We start from the raw sequence: 15,350 nt of genomic DNA, 5'->3' as shown, positions 1-15,350 counted from the left end.
CGGCCATGGCACGCGACTTCTACGAGGTTCTCGGGGTCCCGCGAGACGCCGACGAGGACGAGATCCAGCGGGCGTACCGCAAGCTGGCCCGCAAGTACCACCCCGACGTCAACAGGGACCCCGCGGCGGAGGAGCGGTTCAAGGAGATCAACGAGGCTTTCAGTGTCCTGTCCGACCCGAACCAGCGGGGCCGTTACGACCGCTTCGGCGAGGACTTCCGGAAGGTCCCCGAGGACTGGGAGGAGCGGGTCGGCGCCGGCGCGGGACCCGGCGGCGGCTTCCGCTGGTCCACCGGGGGCGGCCCCCGGGTCCGGTATGCCACCAGCGGCTTCGGCGCGGAGGGCGTCGACGTCGACGACCTGTTCGGCTCGATCTTCGGGGGCGCCGGACGGGTGCGTGTCCCCGGAGCCGACCAGGAGGCCGAACTGCCGCTCACCGTCGAGGAGGCCTACCGCGGTGGCCGCCGCACCGTCACCCTTGCCGGGCCCTCCGGGCAGCCGCGGCGGTACGAGGTCGACGTGCCCCCGGGTGTCACCGACGGGCAGCGTATCCGCCTGGCGGGCGAGGGCGGCCGGGGCAATGGTGACGCCCCCGCGGGGGACCTGTACCTGCGGGTGCGGATCCAGCCGCACCCCCAGTTCCGCCTCGAGGGCCGGGACGTGTACGTGCAGCTTCCGGTCACCCCCTGGGAGGCCGCGCTGGGTGCGACGGTTCCGGTGCCCACGCCGAGCGGGGCGACGGCGAAGGTCACGGTGCCCACGGGCTCGTCCAGCGGGCGGCGGCTGCGACTGCGCGGCGAGGGCATGCCGAACCCGCGGGGTGCGGACGGCAACCTCTACGCCGAGCTCCGGATCATGGTGCCGTCCAGGTTCAGCGACCGGGAGCGCGAACTGTTCGAGGAGCTCGCCGCCGTCTCCTCGTTCGACCCCAGGAGGACACGATGAGTGACCCACGCGCCGGGGCGCGCCAGGCGTCTCGGCTGGCAGCCGCCGCGCCGGCACGCGTCCGGTACGCGATCGTGCCGGTGCCCAGGCTCTCTCTGCAGACCGTGGCCCGCCTCTCCGGGGTCCATCCCGACCTCATCCGCCGGTTCGTCGCTCTCGGCCTGGTCGAGGCCGAGCGCGACGCCTCTGGAGAGCTGGCGTTCGAACCCACGGCACCGGCCGCCCTCGCCCGCGTCCAGCGGCTGCGCACCGGACTCTGCCTCAACTACGCATCCATCGGCCTGGTGCTGGACCTGCTGGACCGCATCAGCCTGCTCGAAGCCGCCCTGCGCCGCGCCGGTACGAGGAGTGGAACACCCCCATGGACATGAACCGTCTCACCCAGAAGTCCCAGGAAGCCCTGCAGGAGGCCCAGAGCGCGGCCGTCGGCATGGGGCAGACCGAGGTCGACGGGGAACACCTGCTGCTCGCGCTTCTCGATCAGGACGACGGTCTGATCCCACGGTTGCTGCAACAGGCCGGCACCGAGCCGAAGGAACTGCGCGCGGCCGTGCGCGAGGAGCTCTCCCGCCGCCCGAAGGTCACCGGTCCCGGCGCGGCACCCGGCCAGGTCTTCGTCACCCAGCGCCTGTCCCGCCTGCTCGATGCCGCCGAGCGGGAGGCCAAACGCCTCAAGGACGAGTACGTGTCCGTGGAGCACCTCCTGCTCGCCCTGGTCGAGGAAGGCTCGGCGACCGCCGCCGGACGCCTGCTCAAGGAGTACGGCGTGACCCGGGATTCGTTCCTGAGCGCGCTCACCCAGGTCCGTGGCAACCAGCGGGTCACCTCCGCCAACCCTGAAGTGGCCTACGAGGCTCTGGAGAAGTACGGCCGCGACCTCGTCGCCGAGGCCAGGGCCGGCAAACTCGACCCGGTCATCGGCCGCGACGCCGAGATCCGCCGCGTCACCCAGATCCTCAGCCGCAAGAGCAAGAACAACCCCGTCCTCATCGGCGACCCCGGCGTCGGCAAGACCGCCATCGTCGAGGGCCTCGCCCAGCGCATCGTCCGCGGCGACGTGCCCGAAGGACTCCGCGACAAGACGGTGTTCGCCCTCGACATGGGCTCCCTGGTCGCCGGCGCCAAGTACCGCGGCGAGTTCGAGGAACGCCTCAAGGCCGTGCTCGGCGAGGTCAAGGCCGCCCAAGGACGCATCCTGCTCTTCGTCGACGAACTGCACACCGTCGTCGGCGCGGGCGCCGCCGAAGGAGCCATGGACGCGGGCAACATGCTCAAGCCGATGCTCGCCCGCGGCGAACTCCACATGATCGGCGCCACCACCCTCGACGAGTACCGCAAGCACATCGAGAAGGACGCCGCTCTCGAACGCCGCTTCCAGCAGGTCCTGGTCGACGAGCCGAGCGTGGAGGACACCATCTCCATCCTGCGCGGGCTGCGCGAACGCCTGGAGGTCTTCCACGGCGTGAAGATCCAGGACACCGCGCTGGTCTCCGCGGCCACCCTCAGCCACCGCTACATCACCGACCGGTTCCTGCCCGACAAGGCCATCGACCTCGTCGACGAGGCGTGCGCCCGGCTGCGCACCGAGATCGACTCGATGCCCGCCGAACTCGACGAGATCACCCGCCGCGTCACCCGCCTGGAGATCGAGGAGGCGGCCCTCTCCAAGGAGACCGACCCCGCCAGCAAAACCCGCCTGGAGGAGCTGCGCAGGGAGTTGGCCGACCTGCGTGGCGAGGCCGACGCCAAACGCGCCCAGTGGGAGGCCGAACGGCAGGCGATCCGTCGCGTGCAGGAACTGCGCCAGGAACTGGAGCAGGTCCGCCTCGAAGCCGAGGAGGCGGAGCGCAACTACGACCTCAACCGGGCCGCCGAACTCCGCTACGGCAAACTCCGGGAACTGGAGCGCCGGCTGAAGGCCGAGGAGGAGCAACTGGCCGCCAAGCAGGGCCAGAACCGGCTGCTGCGGGAGGTCGTCACCGAGGAGGAGATCGCCGAGATCGTCGCCGCCTGGACCGGTATCCCCGTCGCCCGCCTCCAGGAGGGCGAACGTGAGAAACTGCTGCGCCTCGACGAGATCCTGCGCGAGCGGGTCATCGGCCAGGACGAGGCCGTCAAGCTCGTCGCCGACGCCATCATCCGCGCCCGCTCCGGCATCCGCGACCCACGCCGCCCCATCGGATCGTTCATCTTCCTCGGCCCCACCGGCGTCGGGAAGACCGAGCTGGCCAAGACCCTCGCCCGGGCCCTGTTCGACTCCGAGGAGAACATGGTCCGCCTCGACATGAGCGAGTACCAGGAGCGTCACACCGTCAGCCGACTCATGGGCGCACCGCCCGGATACGTCGGCTACGAGGAAGGCGGCCAGCTCACCGAGGCCGTACGCCGCAAGCCGTACTCGGTCGTGCTGTTCGACGAGATCGAGAAGGCGCACACCGACGTCTTCAACACCCTGCTGCAGATCCTCGATGACGGCCGCATCACCGATGCTCAGGGCCGCACCGTCGATTTCCGCAACACCGTGATCATCATGACGTCCAACATCGGCTCCGAGCACCTCCTCGACGGCGCCACCGCCGAGGGTGAGATCAAGCCCGACGCCCGCGCCCTGGTGATGGGCGAGCTGCGCGGGCACTTCCGCCCGGAGTTCCTCAACCGCGTCGACGACATCGTGCTGTTCAAGCCGCTCGGTGAGCGGCAGATCGAACGGATCGTGGAGCTGCAGTTCGACGAACTGCGCCGCCGCCTAGCCGAACGCCGCATCACCGTCGAACTCACCGACGCCGCAAGGGAGTTTATCGCCCACCAGGGCTACGACCCGGTCTACGGGGCCCGACCGCTGCGCCGCTACATCTCCCACGAGGTCGAAACCCTCGTCGGACGGTCCCTGTTGCGCGGAGACGTCCAGGACGGCGCGACGATCCGCGTCGACGCCGAACATGGAGAGATGGTGGTCACCTACGACCAGCCCGAGGACGTGAAGGGAGCGCGGGCGGCATGAGCACGATGCAGGCGACGACCGTCAGTTGTCCCCGCTGCGGGCGCACCAACCGGGTGCCCGTGGCCGCGGAGGGCCGTCCCAAGTGCGGCCACTGCAAGCAGCCCCTACCGTGGACGGTGGACGCGGGCGACGACGACTTCACCGAGGTCGCCGAGCGGGCCGACGTTCCCGTCGTGGTCGACCTGTGGGCCACCTGGTGCGGTCCCTGTCGCATGGTCAGCCCGGCCCTGGAACAGGTGGCCACCGACCTCGCCGGCCGAATCAAACTCGTCAAGGTCGACGTCGACAAGAACCCCCGACTGTCGCAGCGTTTCGAGGTCCAGGCCGTACCGACACTGCTGATCCTCGATCAGGGCGAGACGGTCGCCCGGCAGGCGGGGGCGGCGCCCGCCCCCGCTCTGCGCCAGTGGGTGGAACAGTCGATCGCGACCCGGAAAGGGTGATCCGGATGACCCTGCATGCAGACCCCCACCTCGCGCTCGTCCGGCCGGTCCAGCCGCTGACCCCAGAAGGGTGTCAGGAGTGCCTGATGCTCGGCTCCCCGTGGGTCCACCTGAGGCTCTGCCTGACCTGTGGGCACGTCGGCTGCTGCGACTCCTCGCCGAACAAGCACGCGCGCAGGCACGCAGCTGTCGTCGCCCATCCGATCGTGCAGTCGTTCCAGCCCGGCGAGGAATGGCGCTGGTGCTTCGTCCACGAGGCGTTCGTCTGATGTCCGGCGACCAGTCGCTGCCGGGCGAGAAGCCGGTGCTGGAGAAAGCGGACGAGGCTGCCTTCTGGGAGACCCCGGACACCTACGGCGCGTATCCGCGCCTCACGGAGGACCAGACAGCACGTCTGGCGGAGCACGGGCAACGCCGGACCATGGCTCCGAACGACGTGCTGATCCGGGAGGGGGAGCGCTGCGAGACGTTTTACGTCGTCCTCAGCGGTACCGTCGCCGTCGTCGAGGACTACGGCACTCCCGAGGAGCACGTGCTGCGCATGCACGGCCCCGGTCGCTTCATCGGCGAACTCGGCCTGCTGTACGGACAAGTGGCCTTCTACACCGCTGTCGCCAGGGGGCCGGGCGAGGTCCTTGTGGTCTCCTTGGACCAGTTGCGCCACCTGGTGGCCCAGGACTCCACCATCGGGGACATCGTGCTGCGCGCCTGTCTGTGCCGTCGCGCGCTGCTCGTCAGCCAGGGCGCCGGCTTCCGCATCATCGGCTCGCGCTACTCGCCCGACACCAGACGGCTACGCGAGTTCGCCGTCCGCAACCGGCTGCCGCACCGCTGGATCGACCTGGAGACCGACGTGGAGGCCGAGGAGCTGCTGCGCCGCTTCGGCGTCGGCCCGGCGGAGACACCACTCGTCATCTGGCGGGACACCACCCTGTTGCGCAACCCCAGCAATGCGGAACTGGCCCGGCTCATCGGCCTGCCGTCACTACCCGCCGGAAACCGGCACGGCGACGTCCTCATCGTCGGCTCCGGACCCGCCGGCCTCGCTGCCGCGGTGTACGCCGCCTCCGAGGGCCTGAGCACCACGGTGGTGGAGGCGATGGCCACCGGCGGCCAGGCCGGCACGTCGTCCCGCATCGAGAATCTGCTCGGCTTCCCATCCGGAATCTCCGGCGCCGAACTCACCGAACGCGCCGTGCTCCAGGCCGACAAGTTCGGCGCCAGGATCAGCATCCCGGCGGAGGCGACCGGTCTCCATCCCAAGGACGACGACCACTATGTCGTGGCGTTCGCCGACGGCAGCGAGCTCGCCGCCCGCGCCGTCGTCCTGGCCATGGGTGCCCGCTACCGCCGGCTCCAGGTGCCCGGTATCGAACGCCTGGAGGGAACGAGCGTGCACTACTCGGCGACCGTCTACGAGGCCCAGCAGTGCCTCACCGACCCGGTGGCCGTCGTCGGCGGAGGCAACTCGGCGGGCCAGGCGGTGCTGTTCCTCGCCGGGTACGCGCCGAAGGTGCACCTGCTGGTCCGCGGAGCCAGCCTCGAGGCCAACATGTCCCGCTACCTGGTCGACCAGGTCGCGCGCCATCCGCGGGTGGAAGTCATGCTGCACACCGAGGTCACCGAGGTCATCGGCCAGGAAGTGCTGGAGGAGCTCGACGTGGTCGACAACCGCACGGGCGGCCACCGCCGGCTCGCGGTACGGAGCCTGTTCATCTTCACCGGAGCCGACCCCCACACCGAGTGGCTCGCCGGCATCGTCGCCCTCGACTCCCGCGGCTTCGTCCTCACCGGGTCGGAGGCCCAGGAAGCCTGCGCCCACCCCGAGGTGTGGCACGGCCGCGGGCGCTCGTGCATGACCCTGGAGGCCAGCCTGCCCGGGGTCTTCGCGGTAGGGGACGTCCGTAGCGGCTCGGTGAAGCGGGTGGCCTCCGCGGCCGGTGAGGGCGCGATGGCCATCCACTTCGTGCACCGGCACCTGGGGCATTCGGCCGTACCCGGCACCACGGGCACGCCGGCTGTCGCGGGCCACTCGGACGTCTCCCCCCGCATACGTCACAAGGAGTCCGCATGGCTCGCGTGACGAACGGCACCCGTCCAACGCCACCGCGGCGGCGGCCACGGGCACGAGAGGCCGCCTGAGCTCCCACAGGGGCCGGGACGACGCCGGTGCGCGAGCTGGACGGCGGCGGCCATCCGGTTGATCAGGTCCGGTAGTGCCGCTCGGACCGGGGCGTTGAGTCCGGGGCCGAGGCACGAACCACTTCCGGCCCGCTCGGACGGGCGGCGCCCGGGAACCGCGTCCTGGACCGCGCCCGTGACGACCGTCTCGTCGTTCATCGGCTCCGGCCTCTTCGCCCGGAAGCTGCCTTCCCGGCCGGGTCCCGCCCGACCCTGGCGGTTTCGGCGATGACGCCGAACCAGCTGGTCGCGTCCGAACAGCCGTCGTGGACGAGCACGACGGTGGGCCTGGTGGGGGGCATGGCGGCCTTTCGGATGGCACCGGGTGGGGGGGTCAGGAGGCAGGGTTGTGGCCCTCGGTCCGGGTGGCGTAGGCCTGCCACTCGCGGGGCGAGACGCCGAAGGCCTCGCGGAACGCCCGGCTGAAGTGGGAGTGGCTGACGAAGCCCCAGCGGTGCGCGACGGCGGACACGCTGGCCTGCCGACGGGACGGGCGCTCCAGCTCCCGGCGGCAGGCGTCCAGCCGGCGTCGCCGCACCCACTGGCCCACGGTCGTCCCGTCCTGCTGGAAGAGCTTGTGGAGATAGCGCACCGAGATGTGCTGCGAGCGGGCGATCGATTCGGGCGAGAGGTCCGGGTCGGCGAGGTTCTCCTCGATGTGGGCGCGGATCCGGGACAGCAACTCGGCCGCGCCGGTGGGGTGTTCCGGGTCCTCCCGGTCGAGCAGCTCGGCCACCAGGACGGCGACGATGTCGGAGACGCTGCGCGCGAGGTGGTTGCCCGGCCGGGCCCGGTGGGCCCGCGCCTGGGCGGCGAGCGTGCGGAGGAACTGGGAGGCGAGCGAGCCGGTCCCCTCGTTCCCCCGCGCCACCAACCCGCCCGCGCGCCGGACATCGCTCTGCCGGACGCCCAGGTAGAAGCAGGGGACGCGGAAGAGGAGCATGCGGCACTCGGAGTCCTGCAGCAGGCCCGCCGGGTGCGGAGTGGCGCTGATCAGCAGGTCTCCGGGGGCCAGGACGGTGCTGGCCCCGCCGCGCCGGACGGAGGCCGCGCCGTGGACGTGCAGGGCGACGTGGAGGCAGTCCTCGGGATCGGTTCCGGGCGGCGGGGAGAGGATGTCGATGCATCCGTCGCCGCCCTCACGGGCGGCCTGGTCGAGCTGGTGCACTTCGGCTTCGGGCTCGGGGGTAACGGGCATGGGTGAGGGACCCGACTGGCTCACGGGAGGCTCCGACCGGTGATGAGTGGCTCTGTGCTGGTGCAGGGGCTCGCGGCGGTCAGTGGCGGCGTCGCCGCCGGCGAGGGGCGTTCAGGAGAGGAAGTCCTCCACGACGGCGTTGAACTCGCCGGGGTTCTCCAGGGCCGGGAAGTGCGAGCCGGCGATGCTCGCCGGGAACACGTGAAGGCGGGCACCGGGGATCCGCTCGGCGATGAAGCGCTGGGAGACGGGGTCCACGTGGCCGCCCTCGCAACCGAGCACCAGGGTCGGTACGTCGATGCGGTCGAGGACGTCGTGCCTCGTACTGGTGGCGGAACATGCCCTGCGTCTGCCCCCAGCCGTGGAGCAGCACCAGCGGGACTCCGTCGCCGCCGCTGTCGCGGTAGCTCAAGCGCACACCGCCGTTGGTGATCAGTTCGTGCATGGTGCTCGTCCTTGTCCGTTCGTATTGGCTCCTGGGGTCAGGAAGTCCGAAACCGGCAGGTCTTTGGCGAGTGGCAGCTCGTGGTGACGAGTCTGGCCGTGCACGGACCTCGTTGACGACCGCCCGACGTAGGGATTACCCGACGGGGCTTCATCCCTCTGTAGCAACGGGGCTTCCTCGCTCGGTAGCGCCGCGGCCCGGCCGCCCGGAGGCGGCTCGGACCGCTGGCGGGAGGGCGTCCCGGGAGGCTCGGAGCAGGTCCCACAGCCGCAGCCCCATGTGAAGGACGAGCCGGTTCGCGCCGTTGTCCAAGTCCAGGCCCGTGATCTCCTGGATCTGCCGCAGCCGGTAGTACAAGGAGGTGCGGTGGATCTCCAGGATTTCCGCAGTCCTCGGCACCGAACCGGCGTTCTCCAGGAAGCAGCGCAAGGTCTCCTCCAGCCGGGCGTTGCCGCCGCCCTTCAGCAGGCGCTTCAGCGGCTGCGGCACCAGCGAGTCGTTGAGCACGTCCTCGGGCAACTGGAGGAACACGGCGTACTCCCCGAGCCGCTCCCAGTCACCGATGCCTCCCAGCTGGGGCAGCCGGCGGGCCGCCCGGGCCGCCACCCGGGCCTGGTCGTACGAGGTCCATGCGCGGGAGAGCGCGGTCTGGCGCCCGCCCACGCCCACCACCGTGGCCGCCTCCCGCCCCAGGAAGGTCCTCAGCGAGCCGACCACGGCCCGGCACTGCTGGTCGAGCTCGTCCTCCGCGGGCTCCCGTTCGAAGACTTGCACCAGGACGGCCCGGTCCTGCTCGATCGCCAGCAGACCGCGGGCCGCCCGGGTCTGCCGGAACGGTTCCAGCGCCCCGCGCAGCGCCACGGCGACCTGGCCGGACGCCTCCCGCTGCCCCGGGACCGCCACGCTGGTGACCACGACGTAGGGGCCGGTCGGCAGCAGGTCGTCGTCCACCAGGCGCCGGTGCGCCTCGCAGCGCTGCGCGGAGTTCGTGCCGACGAGCTGGTTCACCAGCCGGCGGACCTGCTCCTCCTCGACGTTCGAGGCCAGCTGCTCCTCGTACAGTTCGGCCGCCACGGCGCTGGCCGTTACGTCGATGGCCTCGATCTCGGCCGCCGTGAGGGGCTCCCCGGCCGCCACGACCATGAGGATGCCCAGCATGTGCCCCCGCTCCCGGATCGGCACGCAGTAGCGGGGCTGCAGCCCCAGGTCGTCGCGCCCCGGAATCACCCCCGGGCGGGCCCACCCGGCGACGCCCTGCGACAGCACGTAGCGGATGGGCTCGTCGTCGGCGACGCCCTGCAGCAAGGTGCGGACGCGCACCCGGTCCTCGTCACCGAAGTGCCGGCTGGTGCAGATCATCCGCACCAGCGGGTCGTCGAGGACGACGGAACGACCCAGCACTTCCGCCAGGGCGTCCACCAACGACTGGACCGCCTCGCCTCCCGGACGAGCGCGCTGGATCCACTTCTTCATGATCAAAAGCCTCCCGGGCGCCATTCATACAAGGAGCGGAAGGAGGTGGACAAATATTCAACAAACCGTGGTTCCGATGGCTCCGTCCGGCCGGACGGTGCTCTTGCCGAGCAGGGCCCGCTCCGCGCGGGAGGCCGCGCCCGCACCCGCGGGCAAGGCGAAACGTCTTACTGTTCAAGGGAGTTCGAACCGTTGGGACGAGAACACGAGGACCGGTGTGGCACCGGGCCCACCGGCCCCCGGAGAACGGGAACGGCCTGAGCGGGCCCACCTTCCGCCCGGTGCGGCGGCCGAACGGTGCACGGACCGTCACGTCTTGGTGCACCACCGGAACATCCCCGGCGGCATCCCTTCCTAGCCTGGGTGCCGAATCCGCCTCTCCTGGTCCACGGCAGCTCCCAGGGCCCGGGGCGAGACCACCGCGCCGCGCCCACACGGCCCCGCCCTCCGTGCGCCGGCACCGACACCCGCCCCGACACCGCCCCAGGAGAGTCCATGCCCGCCCACCAGTCGCTGCCCAATTCCTCCCAGCCCCGTCCGGAGGTCACGAGCACCGAGATCCGCCTCGACGCCCGACTCGTCCTGGGGGAACACGAGTCGCTCGGCGTCCCCGTGCACCTGGGCTACCGCAGCGACGACCCGTTCGTCGTCGCGCTCGAGTTCCTCGGGCAGGCCACCGAAGGAGGTGTCTGGGAGTTCTCCCGCGACCTCCTCTGGGAGGGGCTGCAGCGGCCCGCCGGTCTCGGCGACGTCCGGATCTGGCCCCCTTGCACCTGCCACGGCCGGACGGCCCTGCGCGTCATGCTCCGCAACCGCGACGACGCCGTCCTGGTCGACCTCCCGTCGCGTCAGGTGCGCCGCTGGCTCCGCCGGGAAGTCTTCGCCCTCGTCCCCCGGGGCACCGAAGCCGACGCAATCGACTGGGACGCCGAACTGCCACGCCCCGCCGGCTGACGCCCGCCCCGCCACCACCTCCGGTGAAGCGGCCGACCACCCACGGCGTACCCTCTGGAGCCGGGAACAGTGACGCGGACGGGACCCGGCCTCGGCGTCGTCGAGTCGGCAACCGGTCGGCTGCCGACGTGCTCGTGGTGTCCCCGCACACCGTCAGCACCCATAGGAACGGAACGTGCCGGAACCGGGGAGACGAGGGCTTACGGACCCGAACGCCCTCCGTGCCGCGGGTGTGGCCTCCGCCCGGCCGGCCGGCGACCCGCGGGCCGGCCGGGAACCACGGGTCCGGCGAAGAGGGTCAGTCCAGGGTGACGACCATCTTCCCCAGGGCCCGGCCGGACTCCATCACCCGGTGGGCTTCGACGATCTCTTCGAATCGGAAGACCCTGGTGGGGCGGGCCCGAAGGTAGCCCGCCTCGACCTGGGCGTAGATCTCGTCCAGCGGGACGTCCGAGAGGGGGAAGGCCGGGGTTCCCAGCACGAACGCGCTGCCGAAGAAGCTGAGCCGGACGCCACTGGGCAGGTCGGCGATCGGGTCGAAGTCCTTCACCGGCTCGAATCCGCCGAGGAAACCGACCTGGCAGACCCGCCCGCGCGGCCCGACCGCGGCCAGGGAGTCGCGAAGCACCGTGTTGCCGACGATGTCGAGCAGCGCGTCGACGGCGAGGCTCCGGCGTTCGACCTGCTCAGCAAGGCGTCCGTCGTCGACGAGCACGTCAGAGGCCCCGAGTTCCTTGAGCAGGGGCGCGTGTGCCGAGTGGCGGGTGGTGGCGAGCACCGTCGCACCGTGGTGGGCGGCCAGGTTGACGGCGGCCTGTCCGAGGGAGGACGTCGCACCCCGGACCAGCAACGTCTCCCCGACCCCGAGGGCCAGGTTGCCGTGCAGGGCGCTGTACGCCGTGGCGTACACCTCCGGCACCGCCGCCAGGTCGGACCAGGGCAGCGGCGAGTTCACGGCCACCACGTTCGCTGCAGGGACGCTCACCAGTTCCGCGTAGCTGCCGTTGCGGGTCCTGCCCATGCCGCCGAGGATCGCCACCACCTTCGTTCCGACCGGGAGTTCGCCCGAGGGGTCGGCCTCGACGAGGCCGGCGCACTCGATCCCGGGGACGGCTGCCACCGGTCCCCAGGCGCCGCTGCGCATGTAGGCCTCGGCGTGGTTGAGGCCGAAGGCCTTGACCCTGACGAGGACCTCGCCGGTGGCGGCCACCGGGTCGGGCAATTCGGTGACCGTGAGTACCTCGGGCCCGCCGTGGGCGGATATGACGATGGCCTTCATGTCCGAACCTCATTCTTTAGTAGTCATTCAACTATCGGGCCGACGAAAGGGCCACCGCGCACGGTGGCCCGAACTCCTTCGATCCTGCGCCGTCAGGAGAGTGCGGCGAAGGCGTTGTCGACGATGGCCCGCAGAACCGCCTCGTCGGGATTGGCCTTGCCGACGACCATGAGCCCCTGGCAGGTGGCGACCAGCAGCTTGGCACTGCCACTCGCGTCAAGCGAAGCCCTGACCTCGCCCCGGCGGACGGCGTTCTCCAGGGCACGGGTCATGCAGCGCTCCAGGCGCGCCAGGTGACCCCGCACGACGGCAGCCGCCTCGTCGTCCTCGGCGGCCTTCTCGATCGCCGTGTTGACCAGCAGGCATCCCTGCCGCCCTTCGGGGCTGAGCAGGTCACGCACCAGCCCGTCGAAGTAGCCGCGGACCTCCGCCACCGACGCGCCCGGCGCCTCCAGCTCCCCGAGCTTCCGGGGCACGACCAGCTTCGAGTAGCGCTCCAGCGACTTCACGAACAGGGCGTGCTTGCCCCCGGGAAACGCGCTGTAGATGCTGCCCGGCTTCACGCCCGTGGCCTTCACCAGATCCTCGATGGACGTGGCCCGGTACCCGCGCTCCCAGAACCGCAGCATCGCCTGGTTCAGGACGGTCTCGGGGTCGAACTCGCGTGGTCTGGGCATGGGGTAAACATACATGAGCGACCATTCAAGAACAACCGGTCGCACACCCGCCGCAGCCGCCGTCCCCTCCGAGTAGAGCGCGGTGCAGCTCTGGGACTGCAACGGCGGTGCCGCGCAGACCTGGACCCGCACCAACGGCACCCTCACCCACGGCGGCAAGTGCCTCGACGTCACCGGCGGCGCCACCGCCAACGGCACCCCGGTCGAGCTCTGGGACTGCAACGGCGGTGCCAACCAGCAGTGGACGCCCCAGCCCGACGGCACCCTGAAGAGCGCCCAGTCCGGCCGCTGCCTCGACGACCCCGCCTTCGCCACCGCCAACGGCACCCGGCTGGAGATCTGGGACTGCAACGGCGGCAGCAACCAGCAGTGGCAGCTGCCGTAGGACGAACAGCCCCCGGGAGCGGCTCCCCCAGCCGCTCCCGGGGTCCCGCCCAGCGGCCCCGCTCCACCAGCCGCGGTGCCGCCGCCCGCGGCGAGCTTGCCCCCGCCGGTGTTCTTGGCCCGCGTCGCCGCCGAGGACGTCGCCGTCGTGCATCGACTCATGGGCGACGCTCCGGGCTTCCGGAAGACCAACACGCCGGCCCGGTGCCCGTGGGGACGGGTACCGGGCCGGCGGGAGACAGCAGACGACGGAACGTCAGCGCGCAGCGGTCTTGCGGGTGCGGCGGGAGACCGAGTCCAGGACGACGGCGGCGAGCAGGACGGCGCCGGTGATCATGTACTGGATGGCCTGGTTGACGTGGACCATGTCGAGGCCGGTGGTGATGCTCTGGATGACCAGGATGCCCAGCAGAGCGGACCAGGTCTTGCCGCGTCCGCCGAAGAGGCTGGTGCCGCCGATGACGGCCGCCGCGATGGAGTTCATCAGGACGTTCCCGCCGCCGAGGATCTTGTCGGCAGAGCCCTGCTGGGAGGCGTAGAAGAGGCCGCCGAGGGCGGCCATGCCGGCGGAGATCATGAAGACCGAGATCCGCACCCAGGAGACGTTGATGCCCGCACGCCGGGCCGCCTCCACACCGCCGCCGACGGCGAAGATCTGCCGGCCGTAGCTCGTGCGGCGCAGGACGAAGTCGGTGACGACCACGACGGTCAGGAAGACCAGCACGGGCAGCGGCAGGCCGCGGTCCTGGTTGAGCATGTAGGCGGCGGCCAGCGCGACGACGGCGAGCACGCCGGTGCGCAGCGCGATCTCGCTGACGGGCCGCGCGGTGAGGCCGGCGGCGGTGCGGCGGCGGGCGTCGAGGAACTGTCCGGCGGCGAAGAGCGCGACGGCGACGACGGCGAGGCCCCAGGCGTAGACGATGTCACCGTCGCCGAGGAAGTAGTTGTCCAGGTTGGCCAGGACGCCGTCGTGGACGACGTTGACGGTGCCCTTGTCGCCGAGGACGTACTCCTGCAGGCCGCTCCAGGCGAGCAGGCCGGCGAGGGTGACGACGAAGGCCGGAACGCCGATCTTGGCGAAGAAGAAGCCCTGGAGGGCGCCGATGGCGAGGGCGGCGGCGACGGCGATGAGGCAGGAGAGCCACTCGCTGTAGCCGGAGCGTGCGGACAGGACGGCGGCGATCGCGGCGGAGGCGCCGGCGACGGATCCGAGGGAGAGGTCGATCTCGCCGAGCAGGAGTACGAAGACGATGCCGACGGCGATCAGTCCGGGGCCGGCGATCCACTGGGTGATGTGGGTGAGGTTGTCGGGGTTGAGGAAGTTCCCGGTGATGCCCTGGAAGATGGCGCCGATGAGGATCAGGCCGAGGACGACGGGTACGGAGCCGAGGTCGCCGTTCTTCATCTTCTGCTTGAACTCGGCGAGGTAGCCGGCGAGGCCGGACTCGCGGACGAGCAGGCGGGGGTCGACCGCGGGCGTGGACGCAGTGGGCTCGGCCGGGGCGGGAGTGGCCGCTGCGGGCTCGTCCGGGGTGGTCTGTTCGGTGGTCACTTCGCTTCCTCCGCGAGTCGGGCCTGGCGTCGGGTGACGGCGTTCTCGGTGGCGCCGGTGATGGCGGAGATGATCTCCTCGTGCGAGGTGCCGGCCACCTCGAAGACGCCGTTGTTGCGACCCAGACGCAGGACGGCGACGGTGTCGGCGACGGCCTTGACGTCGGCCATGTTGTGGCTGATCAGGATGACGCCGAGGCCGCGGCCGCGCAGGCGCTCGACGAGGTCGAGGACCTGGGCGGTCTGCTCGACGCCGAGGGCGGCGGTGGGCTCGTCCAGGATGACGATCTTGGGATCGCCGACGAGGGCGCGGGCGATGGCGACCACCTGGCGCTGGCCGCCGGAGAGGGCGGCGATGGGGATGCGCACGCTCGGGATGCGGATGGAGAGGGTGTCGAGCAGTTCGCGCGCCCGCTTCTCCATGGCGACCTCGTCGAGCGTGCCGAAACGCTTCAGCTCGCGGCCGAGGAACAGGTTGCCGACCACGTCGAGGTTGTCGCAGAGCGCGAGGTCCTGGTACACGGTGGCGACGCCGAGGGCCTGGGCGTCGTGCGGGCGGGCGATGGAGACCGCCTCGCCCTCCCACTCGATCGTTCCCTCGTCGATGGGGTGCACACCTGCGATGGTCTTCACCAGCGTGGATTTTCCGGCGCCGTTGTCGCCCACCAGGGCCACGACCTCGCCTGCGTGTACCTCCAGATGCACGTCGGTCAGTGCCTGGACGGCGCCGAAGCGCTTGGAGACTCCGCGCAACGCCAGTACGGGTGCGCCTGTCACGTGAACCATCTCCTTCTTCCCGTACGCGCCGTGATGGTGGTCG

The 15,350-nt window shown here is 71.1% G+C and carries 15 protein-coding genes; 8 read left to right on the top strand and 7 right to left on the bottom strand.

The window, feature by feature from the left end:
* Positions 1 to 5: 5 nt before the first annotated feature.
* Genes HS99_RS01515 through HS99_RS01490 form a run of 6 tightly spaced genes read left to right on the top strand, consistent with a single transcriptional unit; the run spans position 6 to position 6,471 of the window.
* Positions 6 to 944 (top strand): DnaJ C-terminal domain-containing protein, encoded by a 939-nt coding sequence (locus HS99_RS01515; RefSeq protein ID WP_030286014.1) that lies wholly within the window; start codon positions 6 to 8, stop codon positions 942 to 944.
* The gene (locus tag HS99_RS01510) at positions 941 to 1,315 is read left to right on the top strand and encodes a chaperone modulator CbpM (RefSeq protein WP_030286016.1); all 375 of its coding nucleotides are present in this window, start codon (positions 941 to 943) and stop codon (positions 1,313 to 1,315) included. Before HS99_RS01515 ends, HS99_RS01510 begins: the two co-directional genes overlap by 4 nt.
* On the top strand, positions 1,306 to 3,945 hold the full coding sequence (clpB, locus tag HS99_RS01505) for an ATP-dependent chaperone ClpB (RefSeq protein ID WP_030286017.1): 2,640 nt from the start codon (positions 1,306 to 1,308) through the stop codon (positions 3,943 to 3,945). Before HS99_RS01510 ends, clpB begins: the two co-directional genes overlap by 10 nt.
* Complete coding sequence (gene trxA / locus HS99_RS01500; protein WP_030558140.1) at positions 3,942 to 4,388, top strand: thioredoxin; 447 nt, start codon at positions 3,942 to 3,944, stop codon at positions 4,386 to 4,388. Before clpB ends, trxA begins: the two co-directional genes overlap by 4 nt.
* 5 nt (positions 4,389 to 4,393) lie before the next feature.
* The gene (locus tag HS99_RS01495) at positions 4,394 to 4,657 is read left to right on the top strand and encodes a UBP-type zinc finger domain-containing protein (RefSeq protein WP_030286021.1); all 264 of its coding nucleotides are present in this window, start codon (positions 4,394 to 4,396) and stop codon (positions 4,655 to 4,657) included.
* Entirely contained in the window at positions 4,657 to 6,471 is a 1,815-nt protein-coding gene (locus HS99_RS01490) for an FAD-dependent oxidoreductase (RefSeq protein WP_030558142.1), read from the top strand. The genes HS99_RS01495 and HS99_RS01490 overlap by 1 nt, the downstream gene beginning before the upstream one ends.
* A 432-nt stretch (positions 6,472 to 6,903) precedes the next feature.
* Here HS99_RS01490 and HS99_RS01485 read toward each other — a convergent pair whose 3' ends face one another.
* The 3 genes from HS99_RS01485 to HS99_RS01480 form a co-directional block, all read right to left on the bottom strand.
* Entirely contained in the window at positions 6,904 to 7,767 is an 864-nt protein-coding gene (locus HS99_RS01485; RefSeq protein WP_079151509.1) for a helix-turn-helix domain-containing protein, read from the bottom strand.
* 111 nt (positions 7,768 to 7,878) lie between these two features.
* On the bottom strand, positions 7,879 to 8,025 hold the full coding sequence (locus HS99_RS46080) for an alpha/beta fold hydrolase (RefSeq protein WP_223886176.1): 147 nt from the start codon (positions 8,023 to 8,025) through the stop codon (positions 7,879 to 7,881).
* Positions 8,026 to 8,362: 337 nt separating this feature from the next.
* Positions 8,363 to 9,685, bottom strand: coding sequence for a PucR family transcriptional regulator (locus tag HS99_RS01480; RefSeq protein ID WP_063737759.1), 1,323 nt, complete (start codon positions 9,683 to 9,685; stop codon positions 8,363 to 8,365).
* Positions 9,686 to 10,180: 495 nt separating this feature from the next.
* Between HS99_RS01480 and HS99_RS01475 the strand changes: the two genes are divergently transcribed.
* The gene (locus tag HS99_RS01475) at positions 10,181 to 10,639 is read left to right on the top strand and encodes an SsgA family sporulation/cell division regulator (protein WP_050367019.1); all 459 of its coding nucleotides are present in this window, start codon (positions 10,181 to 10,183) and stop codon (positions 10,637 to 10,639) included.
* A gap of 298 nt (positions 10,640 to 10,937) precedes the next feature.
* Here HS99_RS01475 and HS99_RS01470 read toward each other — a convergent pair whose 3' ends face one another.
* Both HS99_RS01470 and HS99_RS01465 read right to left on the bottom strand, forming a co-directional pair.
* Positions 10,938 to 11,918 carry a zinc-binding dehydrogenase gene (locus HS99_RS01470; protein WP_030558299.1) on the bottom strand — a complete coding sequence of 327 codons (981 nt, stop codon included), beginning with the start codon at positions 11,916 to 11,918 and terminating at the stop codon, positions 10,938 to 10,940.
* A gap of 92 nt (positions 11,919 to 12,010) precedes the next feature.
* Positions 12,011 to 12,595, bottom strand: coding sequence for a TetR/AcrR family transcriptional regulator (locus HS99_RS01465; RefSeq protein ID WP_030286034.1), 585 nt, complete (start codon positions 12,593 to 12,595; stop codon positions 12,011 to 12,013).
* 82 nt (positions 12,596 to 12,677) lie between these two features.
* Between HS99_RS01465 and HS99_RS01460 the strand changes: the two genes are divergently transcribed.
* Complete coding sequence (locus HS99_RS01460; protein WP_030558301.1) at positions 12,678 to 12,980, top strand: RICIN domain-containing protein; 303 nt, start codon at positions 12,678 to 12,680, stop codon at positions 12,978 to 12,980.
* A 255-nt stretch (positions 12,981 to 13,235) separates the two neighbouring features.
* Here HS99_RS01460 and HS99_RS01455 read toward each other — a convergent pair whose 3' ends face one another.
* Together HS99_RS01455 and HS99_RS01450 are read right to left on the bottom strand one after the other, a co-directional pair.
* A complete protein-coding gene (locus HS99_RS01455; protein WP_030558302.1) occupies positions 13,236 to 14,531 on the bottom strand; it encodes a sugar ABC transporter permease in 1,296 nt (431 codons plus the stop codon).
* On the bottom strand, positions 14,528 to 15,316 hold the full coding sequence (locus HS99_RS01450) for an ATP-binding cassette domain-containing protein (RefSeq protein ID WP_072655908.1): 789 nt from the start codon (positions 15,314 to 15,316) through the stop codon (positions 14,528 to 14,530). Before HS99_RS01450 ends, HS99_RS01455 begins: the two co-directional genes overlap by 4 nt.
* Between the last annotated feature and the right edge of the window lie 34 nt (positions 15,317 to 15,350).

The sequence above is a fragment of the Kitasatospora aureofaciens genome (genome assembly GCF_001188955.3).
In the GTDB taxonomy this organism is placed as follows: Bacteria; Actinomycetota; Actinomycetes; order Streptomycetales; family Streptomycetaceae; genus Kitasatospora; species Kitasatospora aureofaciens.
The sequence above is the reverse complement of the archived record's forward strand: the minus strand, read 5'-3'. Positions and strand labels throughout refer to the sequence as shown.

Excerpts from the sequence above, each read along its gene's own strand:
- HS99_RS01515 (WP_030286014.1), top strand. The coding sequence starts at position 6 with ATGGCACGCGACTTCTACGAGGTTCTCGGGGTCCCGCGAGACGCCGAC.
- HS99_RS01510 (WP_030286016.1), top strand. The coding sequence starts at position 941 with ATGAGTGACCCACGCGCCGGGGCGCGCCAGGCGTCTCGGCTGGCAGCC.
- clpB (WP_030286017.1), top strand. The coding sequence starts at position 1,306 with ATGGACATGAACCGTCTCACCCAGAAGTCCCAGGAAGCCCTGCAGGAG.
- trxA (WP_030558140.1), top strand. The coding sequence starts at position 3,942 with ATGAGCACGATGCAGGCGACGACCGTCAGTTGTCCCCGCTGCGGGCGC.
- HS99_RS01495 (WP_030286021.1), top strand. The coding sequence starts at position 4,394 with ATGACCCTGCATGCAGACCCCCACCTCGCGCTCGTCCGGCCGGTCCAG.
- HS99_RS01490 (WP_030558142.1), top strand. The coding sequence starts at position 4,657 with ATGTCCGGCGACCAGTCGCTGCCGGGCGAGAAGCCGGTGCTGGAGAAA.
- HS99_RS01485 (WP_079151509.1), bottom strand. The coding sequence starts at position 7,767 with ATGCCCGTTACCCCCGAGCCCGAAGCCGAAGTGCACCAGCTCGACCAG.
- HS99_RS01480 (WP_063737759.1), bottom strand. The coding sequence starts at position 9,685 with ATGAAGAAGTGGATCCAGCGCGCTCGTCCGGGAGGCGAGGCGGTCCAG.
- HS99_RS01475 (WP_050367019.1), top strand. The coding sequence starts at position 10,181 with ATGCCCGCCCACCAGTCGCTGCCCAATTCCTCCCAGCCCCGTCCGGAG.
- HS99_RS01470 (WP_030558299.1), bottom strand. The coding sequence starts at position 11,918 with ATGAAGGCCATCGTCATATCCGCCCACGGCGGGCCCGAGGTACTCACG.
- HS99_RS01465 (WP_030286034.1), bottom strand. The coding sequence starts at position 12,595 with ATGCCCAGACCACGCGAGTTCGACCCCGAGACCGTCCTGAACCAGGCG.
- HS99_RS01450 (WP_072655908.1), bottom strand. The coding sequence starts at position 15,316 with ATGGTTCACGTGACAGGCGCACCCGTACTGGCGTTGCGCGGAGTCTCC.